The 20,627-nt window shown below is 43.4% G+C and carries 12 protein-coding genes; 3 read left to right on the forward strand and 9 right to left on the reverse strand.

Going from position 1 to position 20,627, the window contains the following annotated elements:
* Positions 1-657: 657 nt before the first annotated feature.
* Positions 658-2,160: a dockerin type I repeat-containing protein gene (locus BM265_RS20605; RefSeq protein ID WP_081358413.1), complete on the reverse strand. Its 1,503-nt coding sequence runs from the start codon at positions 2,158-2,160 to the stop codon at positions 658-660.
* Between the two features lie 45 nt (positions 2,161-2,205).
* The gene (locus BM265_RS08655; protein ID WP_074961174.1) at positions 2,206-3,708 is read right to left on the reverse strand and encodes a dockerin type I repeat-containing protein; all 1,503 of its coding nucleotides are present in this window, start codon (positions 3,706-3,708) and stop codon (positions 2,206-2,208) included.
* A gap of 294 nt (positions 3,709-4,002) precedes the next feature.
* Between BM265_RS08655 and BM265_RS08660 the strand changes: the two genes are divergently transcribed.
* Together BM265_RS08660 and BM265_RS08665 are read left to right on the forward strand one after the other, a co-directional pair.
* Positions 4,003-5,988: a DNA gyrase/topoisomerase IV subunit B gene (locus tag BM265_RS08660; RefSeq protein WP_074961175.1), complete on the forward strand. Its 1,986-nt coding sequence runs from the start codon at positions 4,003-4,005 to the stop codon at positions 5,986-5,988.
* A 193-nt stretch (positions 5,989-6,181) separates the two neighbouring features.
* Positions 6,182-8,419: a DNA gyrase/topoisomerase IV subunit A gene (locus BM265_RS08665; protein ID WP_074961176.1), complete on the forward strand. Its 2,238-nt coding sequence runs from the start codon at positions 6,182-6,184 to the stop codon at positions 8,417-8,419.
* A gap of 456 nt (positions 8,420-8,875) precedes the next feature.
* On the opposite strand, the gene BM265_RS08670 is transcribed toward BM265_RS08665, so the two are convergent.
* Together BM265_RS08670 and BM265_RS08675 are read right to left on the reverse strand one after the other, a co-directional pair.
* The gene (locus BM265_RS08670; RefSeq protein WP_013499005.1) at positions 8,876-9,946 is read right to left on the reverse strand and encodes a type IV pilus twitching motility protein PilT; all 1,071 of its coding nucleotides are present in this window, start codon (positions 9,944-9,946) and stop codon (positions 8,876-8,878) included.
* A 105-nt stretch (positions 9,947-10,051) separates the two neighbouring features.
* Positions 10,052-11,728 carry a GspE/PulE family protein gene (locus tag BM265_RS08675; RefSeq protein WP_074961177.1) on the reverse strand — a complete coding sequence of 559 codons (1,677 nt, stop codon included), beginning with the start codon at positions 11,726-11,728 and terminating at the stop codon, positions 10,052-10,054.
* 154 nt (positions 11,729-11,882) lie between these two features.
* Here BM265_RS08675 and BM265_RS08680 point away from each other — a divergent pair, with 154 nt between their 5' ends.
* Positions 11,883-12,716 carry a prepilin peptidase gene (locus BM265_RS08680; protein ID WP_074961178.1) on the forward strand — a complete coding sequence of 278 codons (834 nt, stop codon included), beginning with the start codon at positions 11,883-11,885 and terminating at the stop codon, positions 12,714-12,716.
* Between the two features lie 153 nt (positions 12,717-12,869).
* Here the strand turns inward: BM265_RS08680 and BM265_RS08685 are convergent, their stop codons facing one another.
* The 5 genes from BM265_RS08685 to pilM form a co-directional block, all read right to left on the reverse strand.
* The gene (locus tag BM265_RS08685; protein WP_074961179.1) at positions 12,870-14,906 is read right to left on the reverse strand and encodes a PilW family protein; all 2,037 of its coding nucleotides are present in this window, start codon (positions 14,904-14,906) and stop codon (positions 12,870-12,872) included.
* Positions 14,907-14,920: 14 nt separating this feature from the next.
* Entirely contained in the window at positions 14,921-15,700 is a 780-nt protein-coding gene (locus BM265_RS08690; protein WP_074961180.1) for a type IV pilus modification PilV family protein, read from the reverse strand.
* A 21-nt stretch (positions 15,701-15,721) separates the two neighbouring features.
* A complete protein-coding gene (locus BM265_RS08695) occupies positions 15,722-18,175 on the reverse strand; it encodes a hypothetical protein (protein WP_074961181.1) in 2,454 nt (817 codons plus the stop codon).
* Between the two features lie 130 nt (positions 18,176-18,305).
* The gene (locus BM265_RS08700; protein WP_074961182.1) at positions 18,306-19,094 is read right to left on the reverse strand and encodes a hypothetical protein; all 789 of its coding nucleotides are present in this window, start codon (positions 19,092-19,094) and stop codon (positions 18,306-18,308) included.
* A 3-nt stretch (positions 19,095-19,097) separates the two neighbouring features.
* Positions 19,098-20,579, reverse strand: a complete 1,482-nt coding sequence (gene pilM / locus BM265_RS08705; RefSeq protein ID WP_074961183.1) for a pilus assembly protein PilM — start codon at positions 20,577-20,579, stop codon at positions 19,098-19,100.
* Between the last annotated feature and the right edge of the window lie 48 nt (positions 20,580-20,627).

The raw sequence follows: 20,627 nt of genomic DNA on the forward strand, positions 1-20,627 counted from the left end.
ATTACCTCTCTTTCAGTTTAAGTTTGTGTATTCGGACGGTCCAACCACATTCCATCGGGAACCTCTCCCAATATGCAAAAACATGACCCAAGGCACCTCTGTATGACACCCGGCAGATCATACGCTGTAAGTTTTTTGCTCACCTATGCTGACTGATCTTTGTCATATATTGACGTGCCATAGTGTTTTCGCAATTATTGACCGTCTCTATTAAAAATTTTACCAAATTTGCGAAAATTTACAAGGCATTTTTTGCTGATTAAACGATTACATTTGTTAATTATTGCGATTAATTGTCAAGGAACATAAAAAATTCAGCTGAATTCGGTTGAAATTAGGGGCTTTTCCGTACAAGTTGTATCCTAAAAATATAAAATGTAAAAATTTCGACCATACAAATAAGCAATAATCGATACGAAATAATTTCGTAATATTTTTAACGATTGGTTGAAAATTCCCAGTTTTTCGGACTTTTTGAAAATCACCAAAAATTATGAAAAATCGTCAGAATAGCAATAATTCGTTCACACTGACCAATTATTGCTTTTTATGCAAATTATTTGAAACCTATTCTAATGCAAACGGGACTGCCCAAAACCGGTCAGTCCCGCTAAAAATATTCAGATCATTTCAGCCGTATCAGCTATCCTCACCCGATCATACATACTTCGCGGGGATAAGCTTCTTGCCCTTTACGTGTGCGGCTATGGCGATAATATCGTTGATGTTTATATCACCTGATTCGTTAACGTCAGCCGTCACAGGACCTCTGCCGTCAAGGATCCTTTTACTCTTGACGTGTGCCGCGATCATAACAACGTCGGTAACATCGATAACACCGTCGCGGTTGCAGTCACCCAGCAGCAGCGGCTTTTTGTTGACTGTCACGTTGAATCTCTGCATATCCTTTGTATCTTTCACATTCAGCTTGCTGAGACTCAGCGAGTAATCTCTGCTGTCAGCCTTGTTATCGATATATATAGTGTAAGTCTCAGGCTTGACATTATACAGGCAGTAGTCTTTCTCAGGATACTTGAACACAAAGTTCAGATCTTCTATGCTCTTGGCAAGTTTCGCAGTTCTTAAAGAACCACCGCCTCCGCCGAAAACAGTTGAACCCGAGTTCAGAGTATATGACCAGTCAAAATCATAATCCATTTCAACTGCAGGGATCTCATTGGAGACCCAGAACTCAACATAACCATCCTTATCGGGGATAGGCGCACTGATCACCGAACCGCTGTGATAGACAGCTGTAAACGCTAACTTGCTTTGATCGCCGCGGAGGTCAAATACCAGGGTGTGCTTTTCATCAAAACTGGATGTTTCTTTTGTTATTGTCAGATTTTCATCAGCAAGTCCGGGAAAAGCGTCATTGAACTTCATTCTTACCTTGCTGTAAGTAACAGATTTATCATATACCTCGCAGTAATCACCTACATAACCACCGCTGCACCATACTTTATACTTTCCGGTATCAGCTTTAAAGGAATTTTTCTCACCCGCGTGCTGATACATATAGTATAGACCTTTCAGATCGCAGTTCTGACTATCTTCGTAAGGTTCCAGTTTAACATTGCTGGCGGTATTTTTCAGTTCGGGAAATTTGCTGTCGGCATCAATAATTATAGTATTTGCAGGTACAGTCATAGTATCAACTACCGTCATTTTATTTATGTCATTATAATAATAGTAGCACTCGTCGTCCAGTCTGATATAGCATCTACCGTCGCTGGAAGAGCTGTACTTGTAACTTTTGCCGTTTCTCAGAGAACCGCTGGGGCTTACGCCTTTCATTCTGTCGGGGATAAATTCATCGTAGGGGATACTGCTCCTCTTGCTGTAGTTTTTCAGATCATTAAGAGAATGGATTTCCGAAAAATCATATAAAGTATCATCAAGTACATTAAGCTTTCCCTCAGGCCCCGTAAACTCTGCCACCTTGTTGCCCGAGCTGTCCTTTACTGCGAACTTCATGTCCGAAATATCCACATCTTCTCCCGCCTTTACGCCGAAATTCATATACGGCTTGTTAAGTCTTACATTCGTTACACTGTCAGCAGGCAGGTCATCAACGTGCGTAAACGCACTTACCGGCATTGCGCACATCACAGCAGCCGTCATAACTGCCGAAAGTGCTCTGATTTTCTTTGATATCATAATCATCTTCTCCTTTATAATAAATTATACTATAATAATACATTATCAGACTGTCTTGTTAGGCAACAGCCTTTTGTTTTTTACATGGGCGGCTAAAGCTGAAATATCGGCTACATTGATGCTGTTTGACCCATTTACATCAGCCGCGATAAGGCTTCTGCCCTTGAGAACTCTGATGCCCCTAACGTGCGCCGCTAAAACCGTGACATCATTAACATTTATAACGCCGTTACGGTCGCAGTCACCCAGCAGCAGCGACTTTTTGCTGATCTTGACATTCGCAGTCTGCAGCTTCTTTGTGTCGGTGACAGTGAAGCTTTCTCCCGAGATATCGTAATCTCTTACGTCTGTATTGTCCTCCATAACTATGGTATACTTGTCAGGCTTGAGAGCAGCTATGCAGTATCCCGACTGCGGGAACTCCATAAGCACGCTGATCTTTTCCCTTGTCTTTGGAAGATCAGCTTTTATAACGGAACCGCCTCCGGCTCCGAATCTCGCAGAACCATCGACCATTTTGAAATAGTTGAACGTGTACGTCATATCAGTCGAAAGAGTTTCATCACTTACCCAGAACTCAACATAACCTTCCGAATCGGGGACACAAGACGTTAACACAGATCCGCTGTAGCACAATGTTGAAACTACAGCATAACTCAGTGAATCATCTAAAACCGTACTCATTTTTCCTCTGAGATCATATGTAACGGTATATTCTGAATAATCCTTTGTTATTTTAAGATTGTTGTCCGCTAACCCGGGGAAAGCTTCATTGAACTTGATCCTGACCTTTGAATAACTCACCGCGTGATCTGAAACATCACATCTTTCTGAACCGCTACAGCCGGAAAAAACAATAGCGTATTTTCCTTTGCTTGCAGATATCATTTCCCTTTTACCGGCATGATCATACATCAGAAAACTGTTATCCTTAGTTATCTCGCACTTCTGACCTTTTTCTTTGGGTACAAAATAACAGTTGTCAGTTTTATTCTCGTTCTGCAGGAATTTTTTATCCACATCAAACACTATCTTATTGGCAGGGACAGTCATCGTATCAACGATCTTGAAGCATGACTTATCATTGTAGGTAAGGAAGACCTCATCATCGGGTGCTATTTTGAGAGCGTCATCTCCTTTATAATAATATCTGTCACCGTTTATCTCGGTACAGCCTGAGGGATAGTAACCCTTGTAATCGGCACCGGTATAATACGGATCGAGAAACCGGCTTTCGTAACCGGATATTTTCTTGTAGCTGTCAACATCGTGTATTCCCGTAAGATCAACGGCTGTACCGTCAAGTATATTTACCTTGCCGTTCTTGCCGGTAAAGGTCGCGATCTTTACACCCTTTGAGTTTTTCAGCGCGAATTTTACATTGCTGATATCCGTGCCGTTTGAAGTCTGCATATTGATGTTGATATACGGCTTGTTAAGGCGTACTCCCGTGACGATAGTGCGCTTTATGTTGTCAGCCGAGGCAGTGACCGATGTAAACAGCATCATTGCCGCCGCTGAGAACGCAGCAATCATTTTTAACTTCATCATATTTCTCCTTATTAGTGTTATCATTACGGCAGGTCATTACCGTATAATTAGATGATATCACGATTTTATTCTTTTGTCAATCATTCCCAAAATATTTATTTCTTCGGAATGTCCGTCATACTCATAAAATCTGTACAATAAAACGCCCTTAAATCCGACAATTCGTAAATTTTTTTGACACACTCTTTACAAAACGCTGTAAAGTGTGGTATAATATCTTTGTTTGTAAATAAATAGAACTGTTGTTCTCTGTTTATTCAGAGGGCGTATAATATGATGTGAGGTTATGAAATGGCTAACAAAAAGCAGGATTACGGCAATGAAGACATTACGCTGCTGAAAGGCAAGGACAGAGTACGTCTGCGCCCTGCGGTAATGTTCGGCTCGGATGGACTGGGCGGCTGTAAACATTCGGTATTTGAGATAATATCAAACTCCATAGACGAAGCACGTGAGGGTCACGGCGATAAGATAATCGTCACCAAGTATTTTGATGATTCAATAGAAGTTCAGGACTTCGGCAGAGGATGTCCCGTGGACTACAACCAGCGTGAAAAGCGCTATAACTGGGAGCTTGTTTACTGCGAGCTTTACGCAGGCGGCAAGTACAATAATAACTCGGGCGACAACTATGAGTACTCCCTGGGTACAAACGGACTTGGCGCCTGTGCTACACAGTATTCCTCCGAATATATGGACGTTGAGGTCATCCGCGACGGTTTCAAGTATGAACTCCGTTTTGAAAAGGGCGACAACATAGGCGGCCTTAAAAAGGAAGAGTGCAATAGCAAAAAAACAGGCACACGCACCCACTGGAAGCCCGACCTTGACGTATTCACCGAGATAAGCATTGAGAAAGAATACTTTGAGGATATACTGAAAAAACAGGCTGTGGTAAACCCCGGCGTGACTTTCCTGCTGAGGATACAGCGCGAGAATATGTCCTTTGAGGAGACCACCTACTACTACGAACACGGCATAGAGGACTATGTCAAGGAGATAGCAGGTGAAAACACCCTGACAAACGTACAGTACTTCTCAGGCAGCAGGCGCGGACGTGACCGTGCGGACAAACCCGAATACAACGTAAAGCTAGGTGTATCCTTTGTGTTCTCCAATAAGGTGCAGACTCTGGAATACTTCCACAACTCCAGCTTCCTTTCCCACGGCGGCTCACCTGATGACGCTGTAAGAAGCGCTTTCGTTTCTCAGATAAATGCTTATTTAAAGTCCAATAATAAGTACAATAAAAATGAAAAGCCCATAACTTTCCAGGACGTAGCAGACTGTCTAGTGCTGGTATCAAGCTCATTCTCAACACAGACATCCTATGCAAACCAGACCAAAAAAGCGATAAACAACAAGTTCATCAAGGAGTGCATGACAGAGTTCCTGAAGCACAATCTTGAGATATACTTTATCGAGAATCCCGACGAGGCTCTGAAGATAGCCGAGCAGGTACTGGTCAACAAGCGTTCACGTGAAAGTGCGGAGTCTTCAAGACTCAATATCAAAAAGAAGCTTCAGGGCACTATCGACCTTTCAAACCAGGTGCAGAAGTTCGTTGACTGCCGCTCAAAAGACCTGAGCAGACGCGAGCTTTACATCGTGGAGGGTGACTCGGCGCTGGGTTCCGTTAAACTGGCAAGAGATGCCGAATTCCAGGCTGTAATACCCGTAAGAGGTAAGATACTCAACTGCCTTAAAGCGGACTACGACAAGATATTCAAGAACGAGATCATCACAGACCTTATAAAGGTACTGGGCTGCGGCGTTGAAGTAAACACAGGCAAGAAAAAGGATCTTTCCGCTTTCAACCTTGATAACCTCCGCTGGAACAAGATAGTAATATGTACCGATGCGGACGTGGACGGCTTCCAGATAAGAACGCTGATACTCACCATGCTTTACCGCCTGACACCTACACTCATCGAGCAAGGCTATGTGTATATTGCGGAGTCTCCCCTGTTTGAGATTACCACCAAGGACAAGACCTACTTCGCCTATGACGAGCCCGAAAAGGATAAGATACTCAAAATGATAGGCAACAAGAGCTTTACTATACAGCGCTCGAAGGGTCTTGGTGAGAACGAGGCGGACATGATGAGCCTTACCACCATGAACCCAGAGACCCGCCGTCTTATCAAGGTCAACCCCGATGATATCGAGATGACCCAGTGGATGTTCAATATGCTGCTGGGTGACGACCTGGCAGGACGTAAGGAATTCATCACCAACAACGGCGCTGAATATCTTGAAATGGCAGATATTTCTTAATTCATTATTCACAATTCATAATTCATAATTATTGGTGGGCAACAAAGTTTTGTTGGGCTTGTCGATAGTTTGATAAAAGTTCATCGCGGCTGAGTTTCCATTTGGCAAATCATTTTGTGCCGCGATTTGAAGTGAGTTATTTGATATGATTGACATTCTGATAATACATTCTTTGAAAGGATAGTTGTTATACATGGCTAAGAAGAAAGCAGAGCCGAAAAAGGCTGCTGCACCTAAGATAGATGCTTACATCGAGGGCGCGGGACTTGTCGCTGAACAGAAGATAACCCAGACCCTTGAAAAGAATTATATGCCCTACGCCATGAGCGTTATAGTATCCCGTGCTTTCCCCGAGATAGACGGCTTTAAGCCATCTCACAGAAAGCTTCTGTACACCATGTACCTCATGGGACTGATAAAGGGCAAGCTGACCAAGTGTGCCAATATCGTGGGCGCTACCATGAAGCTGAACCCTCACGGCGACGCGGCTATATATGAGACCCTGGTAAGACTCTCCCGCGGCAACGAGGCACTTCTGCACCCCTATGTGCAGTCAAAGGGCAACTTCGGCAAATCCTATTCGAGAGATATGGCTTATGCGGCATCGCGATACACCGAGGCTAAGCTTGAACCCATATGCGAGGAGCTTTTCAGGGATATCGACAAGGAGACCGTTGACTTTGTCCCCAACTACGACAACACAATGACAGAGCCCACCCTCTTCCCTGCCACATTCCCCACGATACTCGTTAACGCTAACGTGGGAATCGGCGTATCTATGGCTTCATCGGTATGTCCTTTCAACCTGACAGAGGTCTGCGAAACTGCCATAGCACTTATCAAAAACAGCGAGGCTAATGCACTTGATACTCTGAAAGGTCCCGACTTCCCCGGCGGCGGATATCTGCTTTATGACGAGGAAGAGCTGGATAAGATATACCGCACAGGACGCGGCTCGGTCAAGCTGAGAGCAAAGTACCGCTTCAACAAAGAGGAGCGCTGCATCGAGATAACCGAGATACCAGCCACCACCACCATCGAAGCGATAATCGAGAAGATAATCGCGCTGGTAAAAGCAAGCAAGATCAAAGAGATCTCCTATATACGTGACGAAACAGACCTCAACGGCTTGCAGATAGGTATCGACATCAAAAAGGGCGTTGACCCCGATAAGCTGATGCAGAAGCTTTACAAGCTTACACCTTTGCAGGACACCTATTCCTGCAATTTCAACATCCTTGTACACGGTTATCCGAAGGTCATGGGTGTGTACGAAATTTTGGACGAATGGACAAAATTCCGCGTGGATTGCGTCCGCAGACGTGTTGAGTTCGACCTTAAAAAGAAGAAAGACAAACTGCATCTGCTGAAAGGTCTGGGCAAGATACTGCTGGACATCGACAAGGCTATCCGCATAATCCGCGAGACCGAGGAAGAAAGCGAAGTTGTACCCAACCTGATGATAGGCTTCGGCATCGATGAGATACAGGCTGATTACGTTGCCGAGATCAAACTGCGTCACCTGAACCGCGAGTATATCCTCAAACGCACATCCGAGACCGAAAAGCTTGAAAAAGAGATCGCCGAGCTGGAAGAAGTTCTTGGCAGTGAGAAGAAGATCAAGCAGATAATCGTCAGCGAGCTGAAGGACGTTATCAAGAACTACGGTCAGGAGAGGAAAACTCAGTTCTTCTACCAGAGCGACATCGAAGAGGTGGAGGAAGAGGAAGAGATCGAGGATTACCCCTGCAAGCTGTTCATATCCGAGAGCGGCTATTTCAAGAAGTGTACTATGCAGTCCCTGAGAATGGCAAGCGATCAGAAGCTGAAAGAGGGCGACCGCATGATGTCGGAAACAGAGTCCTCCAACCGCGCCGAGCTGCTGTTCTTCTCGGACAAAGCCAGCGTATATAAGTCAAGAGCGAGCCGTTTCGGCAACACCAAGGCAAGCGATCTTGGCGATTATATCCCCGCAGTTCTGGGCTTTGACAGCGGTGAAGCTTTCCACACGATGGTAGAGACAATGGACTATTCGGGCTATCTGCTGTTCGTATACGAAAACGGTAAGGCAGCGAAAGTTCCCCTTGATTCCTACGCAACCAAGACCAACCGTAAAAAGCTTGCAAATGCTTACAGCGACAAGTCGGGACTTGTAGCTATACTGAAACTCACCGACAACGCGCAGGTAATGCTTAGGACTACAAATGGCAGAGCGATGCTTTTCGACACCGCACTGCTTCTGCCCAAGACCACCAGAAACACTCAGGGTGTACAGGTGATGACACTAAAAGCGAAGAACGCAAAGGTGGAAAAGGCATACATCGTCTCCGATGAAGAAGCCGAGACCCTTTCAAAATTTCGCAGCAAGACCATCCCTGTTGCAGGCTGTCTTTCCAAAGACCTTGAAGACCCCGACCAACTGTCTTTTTAATTCATAATTCATAATGCATAATTCATAATTGTTGACAGGGGCTCGGGAATGAATAGCCCGCATACACTGCCAAAAGGCGAGCTTTGGCTCAAGCCTTTCGCGAAAGGCTTGCGGAGAGCTCGAGAGGCAGAGCCTCTCGGTCAAGGCACAAAAGCGACATGACAATAGTACTGTCAATAGAACACCAAACTCCCGCCACAAAGAGGCGCGGCAATAACAAATAATCCAGAGCGTGGACAAATCAAATGTCCACGCTCTTTCTTTCGACGTATAATTATTGCCGCGCCGAAATCAACGGCGGTACGCTCGTTGATTTCTCGACCCGAGGAACGAGGGGCCAAATCTCACCAAGCGAAGACATATAACAGAACTATCGGCTATACCAACAGATGCGTATCTAAGATACATAGAGCAGTATCAAAAAAAGAGCTGTACCGAAGTACAGCCCTTGAATTATCAGATATTCTGATTGATGTATCTGTTCAGGTCGTTTGCGTTTACGCACTTTTCAAGTGCAACTTCCTTGGAGATAGTTCTGTTTCTAACCAGCTTTGCAAGCTCCTGGTCCATGGTCTGCATTCCCACAGCCTTACCTGTCTGCATTGCGGAACCGATGAGGTGAACCTTATCGTCACGGATCATAGCCTTGATGGAGTCAGTAGCGTTCAGGATCTCACAGCAAGCTACACGGCTTGTACCGTCGAAAGTACGGCAGAGAGTCTGAGTACAGATACCAACGAGTACGGACGCCAGCTGAGTTCTGATCTGGTGCTGCTGGTGTGCAGGGAATACGTCGATGATACGGTCGATGGTGGAAGCAGCGTCAGTGGTATGAAGTGTAGACATAACCAGGTGACCTGTTTCTGCGGCGGTTACGGCAGCTTCGATAGTCTCGAAGTCACGCATTTCTCCGACGAGTATGATATCAGGGTCCTCACGGAGCGCAGCTCTCAGCGCCATGGAGAAGCTGGGTACATCGGGTCCGATCTCTCTCTGGTTGATCATACATCTCTTGTGGGAGTGCAGATACTCGATAGGATCCTCAACTGTTATGATATGAGAAGATTTATGGATATTAACGTGGTCGATCATAGCAGCCAGTGTAGTAGACTTACCGGAACCAGTAGGACCTGTTACAAGCACAAGACCACGGGGACGCATTACGAATTCAGCCAGTACGGGAGGCAGATCCAGATCGGTAAGAGTAGGGATATCGTTTCTCAGCAGACGGATAGCGATAGCAGTATTGCCTCTCTGATGGTAAACGTTAACTCTGTGACGGAAACCTCTGCTTGATACATATGTAAAGTCAGTATCGATCTTATCCTTGATCTGCTGTCTCTGTCTGTCGTTACACATATCCTCGCACACTCTGAGAATTTCGATCTCGGTCATATCGGGATAGCTTGACAGCTTTCTCAGGTTACCACCCTGTCTTACTATGGGGGGGATACCAACGGTAAAGTGCAAGTCCGAGCAGCCCAGTGCTCTGGATTCGTCCAGTATCTTGTTAATATCAATTGCCATTTGTTTATACCTCCAAACAATATATTTATAGCTGACTGTTTATCGTCCTGAACTGAATAGTATAGTCTGACACAAAACCCCAACAGCCATCTAAGCTTAACATTTTTATACGGCGTAGGTAACACGTACCAGCTCGTCTATGGTAGTTCTGCCCTGCTGAACAAGTTCGGAAACGTTATCACGCAGCAGACGGCAGCCTTCTTCCTTTGCAAGTTCCTGTATCTGCTCACTCTTAGCACCTGCAGCGATGATCTCCTTCATCTTAGGTGTAGCCAGAAGGATCTCATGGATAGCGGTACGTCCTGTGTAGCCTCTTGTACACTTGGAGCATCCCACAGGCTTGTATATCGGGATAGACTCAGGAATACCCATCAGTTCGTTCTCTTCAGCGTCAGACATATAGCCCTCGCGGCAGTTTGTACAAACGACCTTAGCAAGTCTCTGTGCAACAACGCCGATAAGCGAAGTAGCAACCATGTATGCGTCAACGCCCATATCCACAAGTCTTGTAACAGTGGAAGCAGCGTCGTTGGTATGAAGTGTGGACAGCACAAGGTGTCCTGTGATAGCGGCTCTGATACCGATCTCTGCAGTCTCGGTATCACGCATCTCACCGATCATTATGATATCAGGGTCCTGACGAAGGATAGAACGCAGAGCAGCCGCAAAGGTCATGCCTGCCTTCTCGTTTATCTGACACTGATTGATATTGGCGATCTTCTTCTCGACAGGGTCTTCAACGGTGATAACGTTAAGGTTAGGCTTCGCGATCTCACCGAGAGCTGCGTACAGTGTGGTAGACTTACCGGAACCGGTAGGTCCTGTAACCAGTACCACGCCCTGAGGAACCTTCAGACAAGAAACGAATCTCTTGTAGTTATAGTCTGTCATACCGAGATCCTGTATACGTCTTACGGAGCTGTCGCCCGCGAGGATACGGAGAACGACCTTCTCACCGTATACCATTGGCAGGTTGGACACACGGAGGTCAACGGTTGTGCCGTCGATGACCTGCGACATACGGCCGTCCTGAGGTATACGCTTCTCGGCTATATTCATACCCGAGAGGATCTTGAATCTTGTTACCAGTGATACGTGAAGTCTTGAGTCGAGGTCTTCCATAAGGGGAACCAGGTCACTGTTGATACGGACTCTGATCTTGGTGTGATCCTTGAAAGGCTCGATGTGGATATCCGTCGCGCCCTGACGGTAGGACTGCTCAACTATGGCAGTTGCCAGCTTAACGATAGGCGCATTATCAACACGGTCGGAACTGAGATCGATCTCATCCAGGCTTACGGACTCTTCTTCCTTCTCCTGCTTAGCCTCCTCAGCCACCTTAGCAGCAGCACCTTCGGAGTACATCTTACCGATGGCTCTGTTTATCGCAGCCTTTGTAGCAAGCTGAGCTGTGATATTGCAGCCTGTGATAACTCTCAGGTCCTCAAAAACGTAGAAGTTCATGGGGTCGTTTGTAGCGACCATCATACGTCTGCCTATCTTCTTAACGGCAATAACAGTATATTTTCTTGCTGTAGCCTCGGGTATCAGCTTGACAACATCAGCATTCAGCTGTGCATTATCAAGATCGATAAACTCGACATTCATTCTTTCTGCCAGCGTTTTTGCAAAATCGATATCGCTGACAAGCTTCATCTCGATGACCAGATCGCCGAACTTTTTGTCCTTTTCGGTCTTCTGCCTTTCAAGAACGGCGTTCAGGTCTGCTTCACTCAGCAGGTTCTTTTCAACCAGATATTGTCCAATTGGTCCGTTTCTCATAGATACGCTCCTAACTCCGCCTTATGCGGAAAAATAAATTTTTGAATAAATTCTTAAATTATTAATACCTCTTGTAATTCTCGTAAAACTGTGGTAAAATATATATATGAAATGCGAATGCATATCAATTTTTTAAGAAAGGAGGAGATCAAAGGTGGATACCGAAACACTCTATCTTATAATGGTATACGTGTTCGTTTTTATCTTTGGCATATGCATCGGCAGCTTTCTGAACGTGTGTATTTACCGTCTGCCACTTGGTGAGAGCCTGATAAAAAGCAATTCTCACTGCATGACCTGCGGCACACCGATCAGGAAACGTGATCTCATACCTGTTGTAAGCTGGTGTCTGCTGCGCGGCAAATGTCATGCCTGCGGTGCTAAGATCTCGCCCAGATACACAGTTGTCGAACTGCTCAACGGAATCTGCTACCTCGTTATCTTCCTGCATTTTGATGTGATATCCCATCCGCTTTATGCAGCCATCGTTTCACTGATGACATCAGCACTGATAGTAGTATTCTTTATGGACTGGGACACACAGCTCATCAACACATGGGTGGTAGTATTCATTGGCGCTCTCGCGATACCGAAATACATATTCTGTAGTGATGAATGCGGCATCACCCTGAAATCAATGATCATCGGTGCATTGGTTATCAGTATACCGCTTCTCGTGATCTCACTTGCGAGCCATGAAAAAGCCATGGGCATGGGAGATGTGTATCTGATGGCGGCTGCGGGACTTTTCCTCGGAGTGCCGAATGTACTTATCGCCATGCTGATAGCTCTTGTGACAGGCTCGATAGTCGGAATAATACTGAAACACTCAAACGGCAGTTCAGTGTTCGCTTTCGGACCTTACCTTGCATTAGGCATCGCGGTAGCAGCCCTTTACGGTGACGCCATCGCAGAATTCTATGTACATTTCACAGATCTCGACAAAACAATTGAAGTCACTTCAAATGTCATCGCGAATATCCTTTAAAAAACTCAAAAATATCCGCTGAATTATTCAGCGGTATTTTTTTGCCCTTTTTTACGAGCTTTTCACATTTTGCTCAAAAGGTTCCCGCAGGAAGACCTGCGGAAATCTTTTCAGCAAGCGGCTGATTAAAGCCGCTTGTGAATTTTGTTAAGTTTAACCTCTGATCATTTTAGAACCATCAAAAGCTATAGTGTCAGGACCAGAAACGCTAATACCAGGGAAATTACCTACCTGTACTTCAATGTTCTGCTCACCATCATCATAAACATAGAGCTTGAATATTGTTCCTGCAAAAACTATATCGGTCTTCTGAGCATGGTAATATAAATTTTCCTCCATTACTTCAGTAGTACCATCTTCCTGAGTAATTTCCATATGTATGCCATTATTAGTTTTTTTGCTTACAATTAAAGCATTCCATTGATACTGTGGAATATCATTATCAATTCTAATTGTAACTTCATATGCGTTGGGACGAGTATTGGGTTTGTAGACAGGAATGATCTCAAATGGTGCTTTACTATAATCAAGATCTCCAATTACCGTTTCAATGTTTCCAAGTGTCTTGGAAGAATCCTCAGGATCGACTACTTCAAAGTGCGAGAATATCTCGTTTTCAGGCGCATTATCCTCAGCTTCATCCTTCATATCCTGATATCTTGGATTATTTCTCAAATCATCAGCAGTGGAATTTTCACCTATATTGAGATCGCCCATACCCTGAACAGTAAATTCTACGTTGGTATCTTCGTCATATATTGCATAGAAAGGACCCATAAATGAGTTGTAAACCGCACCGTTAACAAACCAACCTGCTGCTATAGCAGCATCGGGATCATCTTCAGGAACCGGACCATTTGCATCCTCATAAATACTCCAGCCTATAAATTTAAACGAACCGGCTTGATCACAGTTTCCATCATAACCCATGGAAACAACACCATCAGATCCATCTTCAGGGTTAGGAGGATAGTAGGGAGCCTGTCTTGAAAATTCGTATACTCCTCCAACTAATTTATCTTCTTTTTCTTCATTGAATCTGTCGTAGAATATAAAGTACTTTTCAGGCTCATTTCGATCCACATAAGTATACTCATAATAACAATCAATATCTGATATAATACTGGTTGTTATGTATTTTTCAAGCTTCTCACCACCACCGCCATTGCAAAGGATATCATTCAGTTTCTTTTTCTTGTACTTACCATCAGGATAAAGTTTCCAGGTAGTATCTTCATTCATCTTACCTCTATCCCACAGTGAGTTGTATTCATCCTGAGTTAAATTTTGTCCGGAATTCTTTTGTATAGTAATCTTTTGATTTGAATCCTTCTCATCACGGATAATTATATTTACCTTTTCAGCTTCTGTAACATCCCTGGTGTACAGAATATAGGTGTGACGCTGACCATACAAAGCACCAGCATTACCATTGCTTCCGGTATTTGATGCTTGTGCAAACTTAGTATAATCAAGAGGATTTGTAGCTCCATCACGTGATGAGTAAAGAGCAGCAGTCATCATTTTATCAGAGCCTAAAACGTTAACGTTAACAAGCTCAAAATCACGAGCCTGCTTGAAACCGAACTTATCAAACACGTAGGACATACCCTCGCGTCTGGGTCTAGTAAGTTCCATGTCAATAGTAACATATGTGCTCTTGTTCTCAAGAACTTTCAATGTAGCATCAAATGTACAACCGTAGTCATTATAAATGGGCTCAGTGCCCAGGCACTTCATATTGTCTGTGTCAATACCCATAGCCGGATCAATATTAGCCTTAATGATACAGCCTCTGGCTTGCTTTCTGCGTGATACTGTGCTGGTTGGATTATAATCAGGGAACACAGAACCTCTTATATTCTCATTATCGATAATGAGAGCATTTGTAAACTTTGCATTTGTATAAGAGATATTACCAGAAGTGTCCACCAGATATCCTTCTGCGAGCTTAGGAACACCCTGATAATCCTGTAATACAACAACGTTAGTTGCGTATCTCAGTTCATCGTCTACAAAATCCATCACTTCCGAGCCGACATCATTTGAATCGGCAAGAGCCTGAGTCCTTTCGTAGAATTTGTTCATCGGTCTGATCCAATTGAGGATAGCACCCATTATCATAACCATAATGGTCGCAACAATGACCAGTTCGATCAGTGTGAAACCTTTTTTGTTATTCTTCTTCATTATTGCGCCCCCCCTTATGCATTAGGATCAGGATGATCTGCATCAAACTGTTCCGGAGTCTGGAAAGCACCATTGTAATAATAGATATAAACCATATTATCTCCGCCTTCAGTACCAAGCGCACCATTTGGCATCTTATCGCTTATGCCAACAGGAGGATAATCAGCGTTATCCTCATAGCTGTGAATAGTCAGACAAGAAGTAATATCTCCAACACCCGGAGTTTTCTGCTTTATACCAAACTTATAGTAACCGCCGTTCGGTGCCCAGATATGTCTGGGCAGGGTCTGCTGTTGTGTTGTATTCTTTTCATTATCAAAGAATGCGAAATCAGAATTACAGGTTATATCCCAGGTATGCTGTTCAGAGTCATAATTGTACAGTGTTACCCAGTACTCACCATCGGAAAGCTGTACCTGATTAGCTGGCGTAAAGAATGACAGATCAAAAACTGAATCTTTATCAGTATCTTCAAGCTTAGCATAATAGCCGTAAACATTTTTATTTTGTACAGTGATACCAGCCTTTTCAAAATTAAAAGTCATCTGAAACTGATTTGTACCAGCGTACATAGGAGAAACATTAGTATACCCAGGGTCAAGGACTTTAGCATAAGTCGAGAAATGCTCAAGATTTGTACTCTGAGTATTAGTTTTTGTCATCCTTGCACCGGTCTTTGCCTGTGCTTTCATGCAAGCAGTTGCAACCATTGTAAAACCTGTTGTAGCAACAGCAAAGACTGCCATTGCAATAATGCATTCAACGAGTGTCATACCCTTTTTATTAAATTTCATATTAATGACCTCCTTCCTGCATTATGACGCATCATATTTTCTGAGTACAAATGCCTCAGATGCATGTTCATCACCAAAGCCCTTGACATAAGCAAGCATTGAATAAGGTGAAACGCTGTTATAAACGATCGCATTATCATTACCTTTATCTACCTGATAGTGATGACATACAAGGTTGCCAATTATAGCTACTGACTGCATCTGGTTATCATGATAATAAGGTTCGACCTTAAGGCCTCTGCCCTTATTGCTTGTTCTGTAAGTTGCTTCAGGCATATAAATGCTTGCGTGCAGTATTGTGTTGGACTCATCACAGAAAAGCTCACTGCCTTCGGTGAACAGCATAATGATGTTGTTTGAGCTAAGCAGATAACCATCCCTATCTTTATCCTTAGTAGGATTGAGACTTTGGCCGTTGCCCTTAGCGGTTTCACCGCCATCATAAACATCAGAGTGTAAGAATGCTTTGAGATCCATTATAACATTGTGAGCACCGCTGAAGCTGAATTTGGGTCTAGGAGTTTTGAATGAATTGGGATCATACTTTGAAACAACTCCGCTTTTACCATAATCATCTGTTGCAGTACCGTAACCGGAATCACTTACAAAGTATACGAACTTAGCATCCTCATCATCGCCACTTGTACTATTCTTTATCAAAATCAGGTTGTTATTTGTAAGAGAACCGCCGTCCTTCAGAACAACCACAAGGTTTTTCTGACCACTTGCATCAACATCAATAAGTATCTTATCATTATTAAGTTTATCAATGTAGCAATCTTCAGTTACGATATAATCGGGTTTAAATGAGCCGCCATCTTCCTCATATACTATACCTTCTGTATTTTTGAAGTCATTATGAGTAACGTTCTTAACAACATCAGTATCAAGTTTCCACATTTTACCGTTTTCATCGGCAGTATACATACTCTTGTACTGGCTCCATATAGTTGAAACATTACCCTCCTCGCAGCACATAAGATGCTCGGGATAGTAGTAGTAAGGAGTCTCATCAAGCAGCGAACACTTAGGTCTCTGTGCTCTGGGGAGATTCAACCAGTTATCTTCACGTATCGGAATACCAAATATGCTATCATTAACAGGTGTAGCAGTCGTTGCAGCTACACTTCCATCTGCATTATATGTTCTTTGACACTTATAGACATGTTTACCGGGGAGCAGAATGATACTATGTGCTTTAAACTGACCCTCAGAAGCAGTAATATAAAGATCACCTGAAAGATAAATATCACCACTGATTACTGTGTCGTTAGCATATACCATCATATCGCCATTAAAGAATTTTCCATCATAATTATAAGTGAAAATATTACCATGGAAAATGTTACCAGCGCCCTGACCAAAACCATAATCGTCTTTGACACCTTCTTTTGTATCCCAGAAGCTGACATAATCAACATCGGTATCAGAGGGGTGCTTTCTTGCAATAGCTGTCTTGATCTCAACGCCAGGTTCCGGTCCTAAATAAAGCATAGATGTATAGGTATCAACTGAATTAGTGTCGTTTACGCCTACACTAGCACCATTGGATGTAAACACCAATCCCTCAAGAACATTGAGATAGTTGTAGTTCCACATTGTACTCTGTGGATTAAGATCTGTATTGAAAAGATCCTTGGAATGATCGGGCACAAATGAAGGAGTGTTTGCACTGAATATCATAGATCTGGAAACATTCACTGCGCATCCCTTTGAATCATCAACGCCGGCAAGATAGTAAGGATTGCTTCCAAAAACATTATTATTCTGGACTGCCATAGAACCATTGATATCTGTATTACCATAGAGTCTGTTTCTGTTGTGATTGAACTTGTACAGAACGTTCTCATCATGTGATGCCTGAGAAGTTGCACCTGTTGCACCGTAAACCTGAAGGTTTTCAAAATGATTCTTGATACCACCGTCAGTACCGATGATTTCAAGTGCCTTAGGAGTAAACTGATTATAATGAAGAGTCTCACATGTAAGATATGCAACAACTTTCTTTTTCTGGCCAAGATAAGTAGCTGTAGCAATAACCTTCAGATTGTTATAATTTGCAGTACCTCCACCATTTTTGTTGAATGGTTCGATCTTAATATAACATTCTGCATTATTCCATCTGGGCTGAGATTCTCCAACATCTGTTGCTTCATTATGGTCAAGTTTATCAATCTGTACCTTGATTTCTTCACCTGATCGTGCAATATCCTGCAGCTGATTGATCATTGCTATGATCTCTTCATCTGAGTTTCCTGCCTCATGTGAAAAACCTGTTGTTTGTGCAACAAACGCTCTCACACAAGACGATGCTACGTAGTACGCCTGTTTTTTGCGGTACTCTTTGTTTGTCCTGGTACTGGTATGCGATACCAACTGAGTAGCCGCTGCGATAATAACGACCATCATAACTGATACCACAGTTACTGTTGCCAAGACAGCGCCTTTGCGCTGGGACTTGAACTTAGTTTTCATAATTACCACCTTTCGTTCTTTTGGTTACCCGACTTTGTATGAAATGATCAAAATAAAAATTTTAATCATTTTTTATAGCACGATTTGGCAGGCGGATAATTCCGCCCACCAAACGCTATAAACAAATTAATTATACATTAGGATCAGGCAGCGTCTTAACTACCATTAAAGTCAGAACCATAGTGCCTTCAACATCAGTATCAGACATTTTGATTTTCTTCTTGCCAGTTTCCTTATTTTCTTCAGATATAGGCTTGCCATCCTTATCTGTTTCAGCAGCAAACTTGTAATCAATATTCTTAACTACCATTGTCTTCTGCTTAGCAGTTTTCTGCAGTTTATCACAGAACTTTTCAACGTCGTCAAGCTTGCCCTTATAGGGGATAGATACCTCGTAGACACCGATAGAAGCGGGAGCTGCTACAGCCTTGCCCTTTGCACCTGCTTCAGCATCAGCATTATCAGCATCTATGACCTTTTCGGAATCATTACCTGATTCATCGATATAGTTCTGGACTTCTGTATCCATATCGGTAACAGCTCTTGAACTCTGGAACTCATATGGCTTGAGAGTTGATATGGTATAATCTGTTGTAGTCAAAGCGCTGTTCTCAATTTCGTTTTCATCAAGAAGATCATCAACTTCCTGAGAAACAAGCTGGGTTTCCTGTATTGAATAGAACGTTTTAGTCATTTCACTTACTTCAGCATATGCAGCCTTGATCCTTTCGGGAAGGTTCTCATCTGCCTTATTTCTCTCTTTCAGATCTGAAAGAGTAGCCTTTGCATCATCAAGTGCAGCCTGTGAATCCTGAAGTCTTTCAATTGCGGGCTTAATGAAAAGCATTACACCTGCTACCCATACCAGAATTACAATAACTGCGGTAAGTACTATCCTATCACGATAATTAAGCTTCATCGATTAAGCACCCTCTTTCTCTAAATAAATAGTAATGGCACTGACAATAACTGGATCGTCTTCTTCACCAGTACCTGTATAACCCTGATAACCGATATATGCGGAGAATTCAAGGTCTCTCAGGTCATCAACCAGTTTCTTTACTTCTTCCTGCTTTTCGAGGGTGATATTATTGATACTCATGGTACCGCCGAAAAGATCGAAACTAATACCATCGTGTGTAGCTTTATGCTTTTCAAGCACTTCCTGAACCTTATCTAACTTATCCTTCTTCATTACAGGCAGAGTATCTATATCAAGCTGTATAGTCTGAATATAGTTCTTGTACTTGTTGATGATCTCAAGTCTATTATGAAGCAGCTGGTTCTTAGCCTTGATCTCTTCCTCAACAGCTATCTGCTCATCGACCTTAGCTTTCTGATTATCGATGTTGCCTGCTCTCATGGAGATGAAACCATAAACAGCAGCGATAAGTATTGCAGAAGCAGCAGACAGGATACCTGCTGTAGTAAGCATGGAGCTCAGACCTGCAGAAGAGTCCTTATTTGTGGAGTGATCAACTTCCAGGAGGTTAATCCTCTCGGTCTGTTTGTTTCTTCTGTACAGAGCACCGATTGCATTAGCAAATACGGTGAACTCAAAGTTCTCATAACCTGTAATCTGGCTAGGTGTGCCCAGAACGGAAGCTCTTATTTCCAGACCGTCCAGAGCATCAACGATCTTCTTGTAGTCTTCAATGAAACCGTAAAGGATAACATTTGACAGACCCGAACCGCCTCTTGCCTTGTTGAACTGCTCCATTCTGAATATATTCTCGTTCAGAGCTTCCAGAACGTAGTCATCAGCATCGTACTCATCAGGTGAGATCGGTACGTATCTTGCGAAAGCCATCTGTCCTTTCTCGAACAGTGTCAGACCAAGGAAGTTGTTGTCCAGCTGACAAACCAGCAGAGGCATCTTATCGGCATTTGACTTATCGCTCAGAACGATTCTGGAGATAGAGTTACAGCCGATATTTACGGATCTGAGGTTGATGTTCATTACAGCAAAGAGCTTTCTGAAACCTTCAACGATAGAGCTAGGGCACGCAGTAGCCAGTACCTTCAGCGAACCGGGATTCTGCTCACCTGCTTCGCCCACTACTGTATAGGAGATAGCGTACTCATTGGAGATACCCATTTCCTGGCTCATATGGTTCTGTACCATCTGCAGGAACTCGCTGCCCTTAGCCTTAGGAACTATAAGCTCCTTGAAAACAATGTTGCTGGACGAGAATGTAACAACTGCGTCCTTGTCCATCATCTGCTCGGATCTAAGTGTTGTGAGCAGAAGCTCTGACAGACCCGACAGCTGGATAACTTCACCGTTAACGATCATATCCGCAGGAACCTGGATAGATGTCGAGTTGTCGATACGGATCCTGCTGGCTGTGTTATCACCTTTTACGATATTGATCTGCCTATCAGAAAAATCGAATGATAGCATTTATTCCTTCACCTCAATATAAAAATTTTATGATATATTTGCCGTTTT

Source organism: Hominimerdicola alba (assembly GCF_900112155.1).
Taxonomy (GTDB): Bacteria; Bacillota; Clostridia; order Oscillospirales; family Ruminococcaceae; genus Hominimerdicola; species Hominimerdicola alba_D.

Coding starts and splice junctions, on each gene's coding strand:
- BM265_RS20605 (WP_081358413.1), bottom strand. CDS start 2,160: ATGATATCAAAGAAAATCAGAGCACTTTCGGCAGTTATGACGGCTGCT.
- BM265_RS08655 (WP_074961174.1), bottom strand. CDS start 3,708: ATGAAGTTAAAAATGATTGCTGCGTTCTCAGCGGCGGCAATGATGCTG.
- BM265_RS08660 (WP_074961175.1), top strand. CDS start 4,003: ATGGCTAACAAAAAGCAGGATTACGGCAATGAAGACATTACGCTGCTG.
- BM265_RS08665 (WP_074961176.1), top strand. CDS start 6,182: ATGGCTAAGAAGAAAGCAGAGCCGAAAAAGGCTGCTGCACCTAAGATA.
- BM265_RS08670 (WP_013499005.1), bottom strand. CDS start 9,946: ATGGCAATTGATATTAACAAGATACTGGACGAATCCAGAGCACTGGGC.
- BM265_RS08675 (WP_074961177.1), bottom strand. CDS start 11,728: ATGAGAAACGGACCAATTGGACAATATCTGGTTGAAAAGAACCTGCTG.
- BM265_RS08685 (WP_074961179.1), bottom strand. CDS start 14,906: ATGAAGAAGAATAACAAAAAAGGTTTCACACTGATCGAACTGGTCATT.
- BM265_RS08690 (WP_074961180.1), bottom strand. CDS start 15,700: ATGAAATTTAATAAAAAGGGTATGACACTCGTTGAATGCATTATTGCA.
- BM265_RS08695 (WP_074961181.1), bottom strand. CDS start 18,175: ATGAAAACTAAGTTCAAGTCCCAGCGCAAAGGCGCTGTCTTGGCAACA.
- BM265_RS08700 (WP_074961182.1), bottom strand. CDS start 19,094: ATGAAGCTTAATTATCGTGATAGGATAGTACTTACCGCAGTTATTGTA.
- pilM (WP_074961183.1), bottom strand. CDS start 20,579: ATGCTATCATTCGATTTTTCTGATAGGCAGATCAATATCGTAAAAGGT.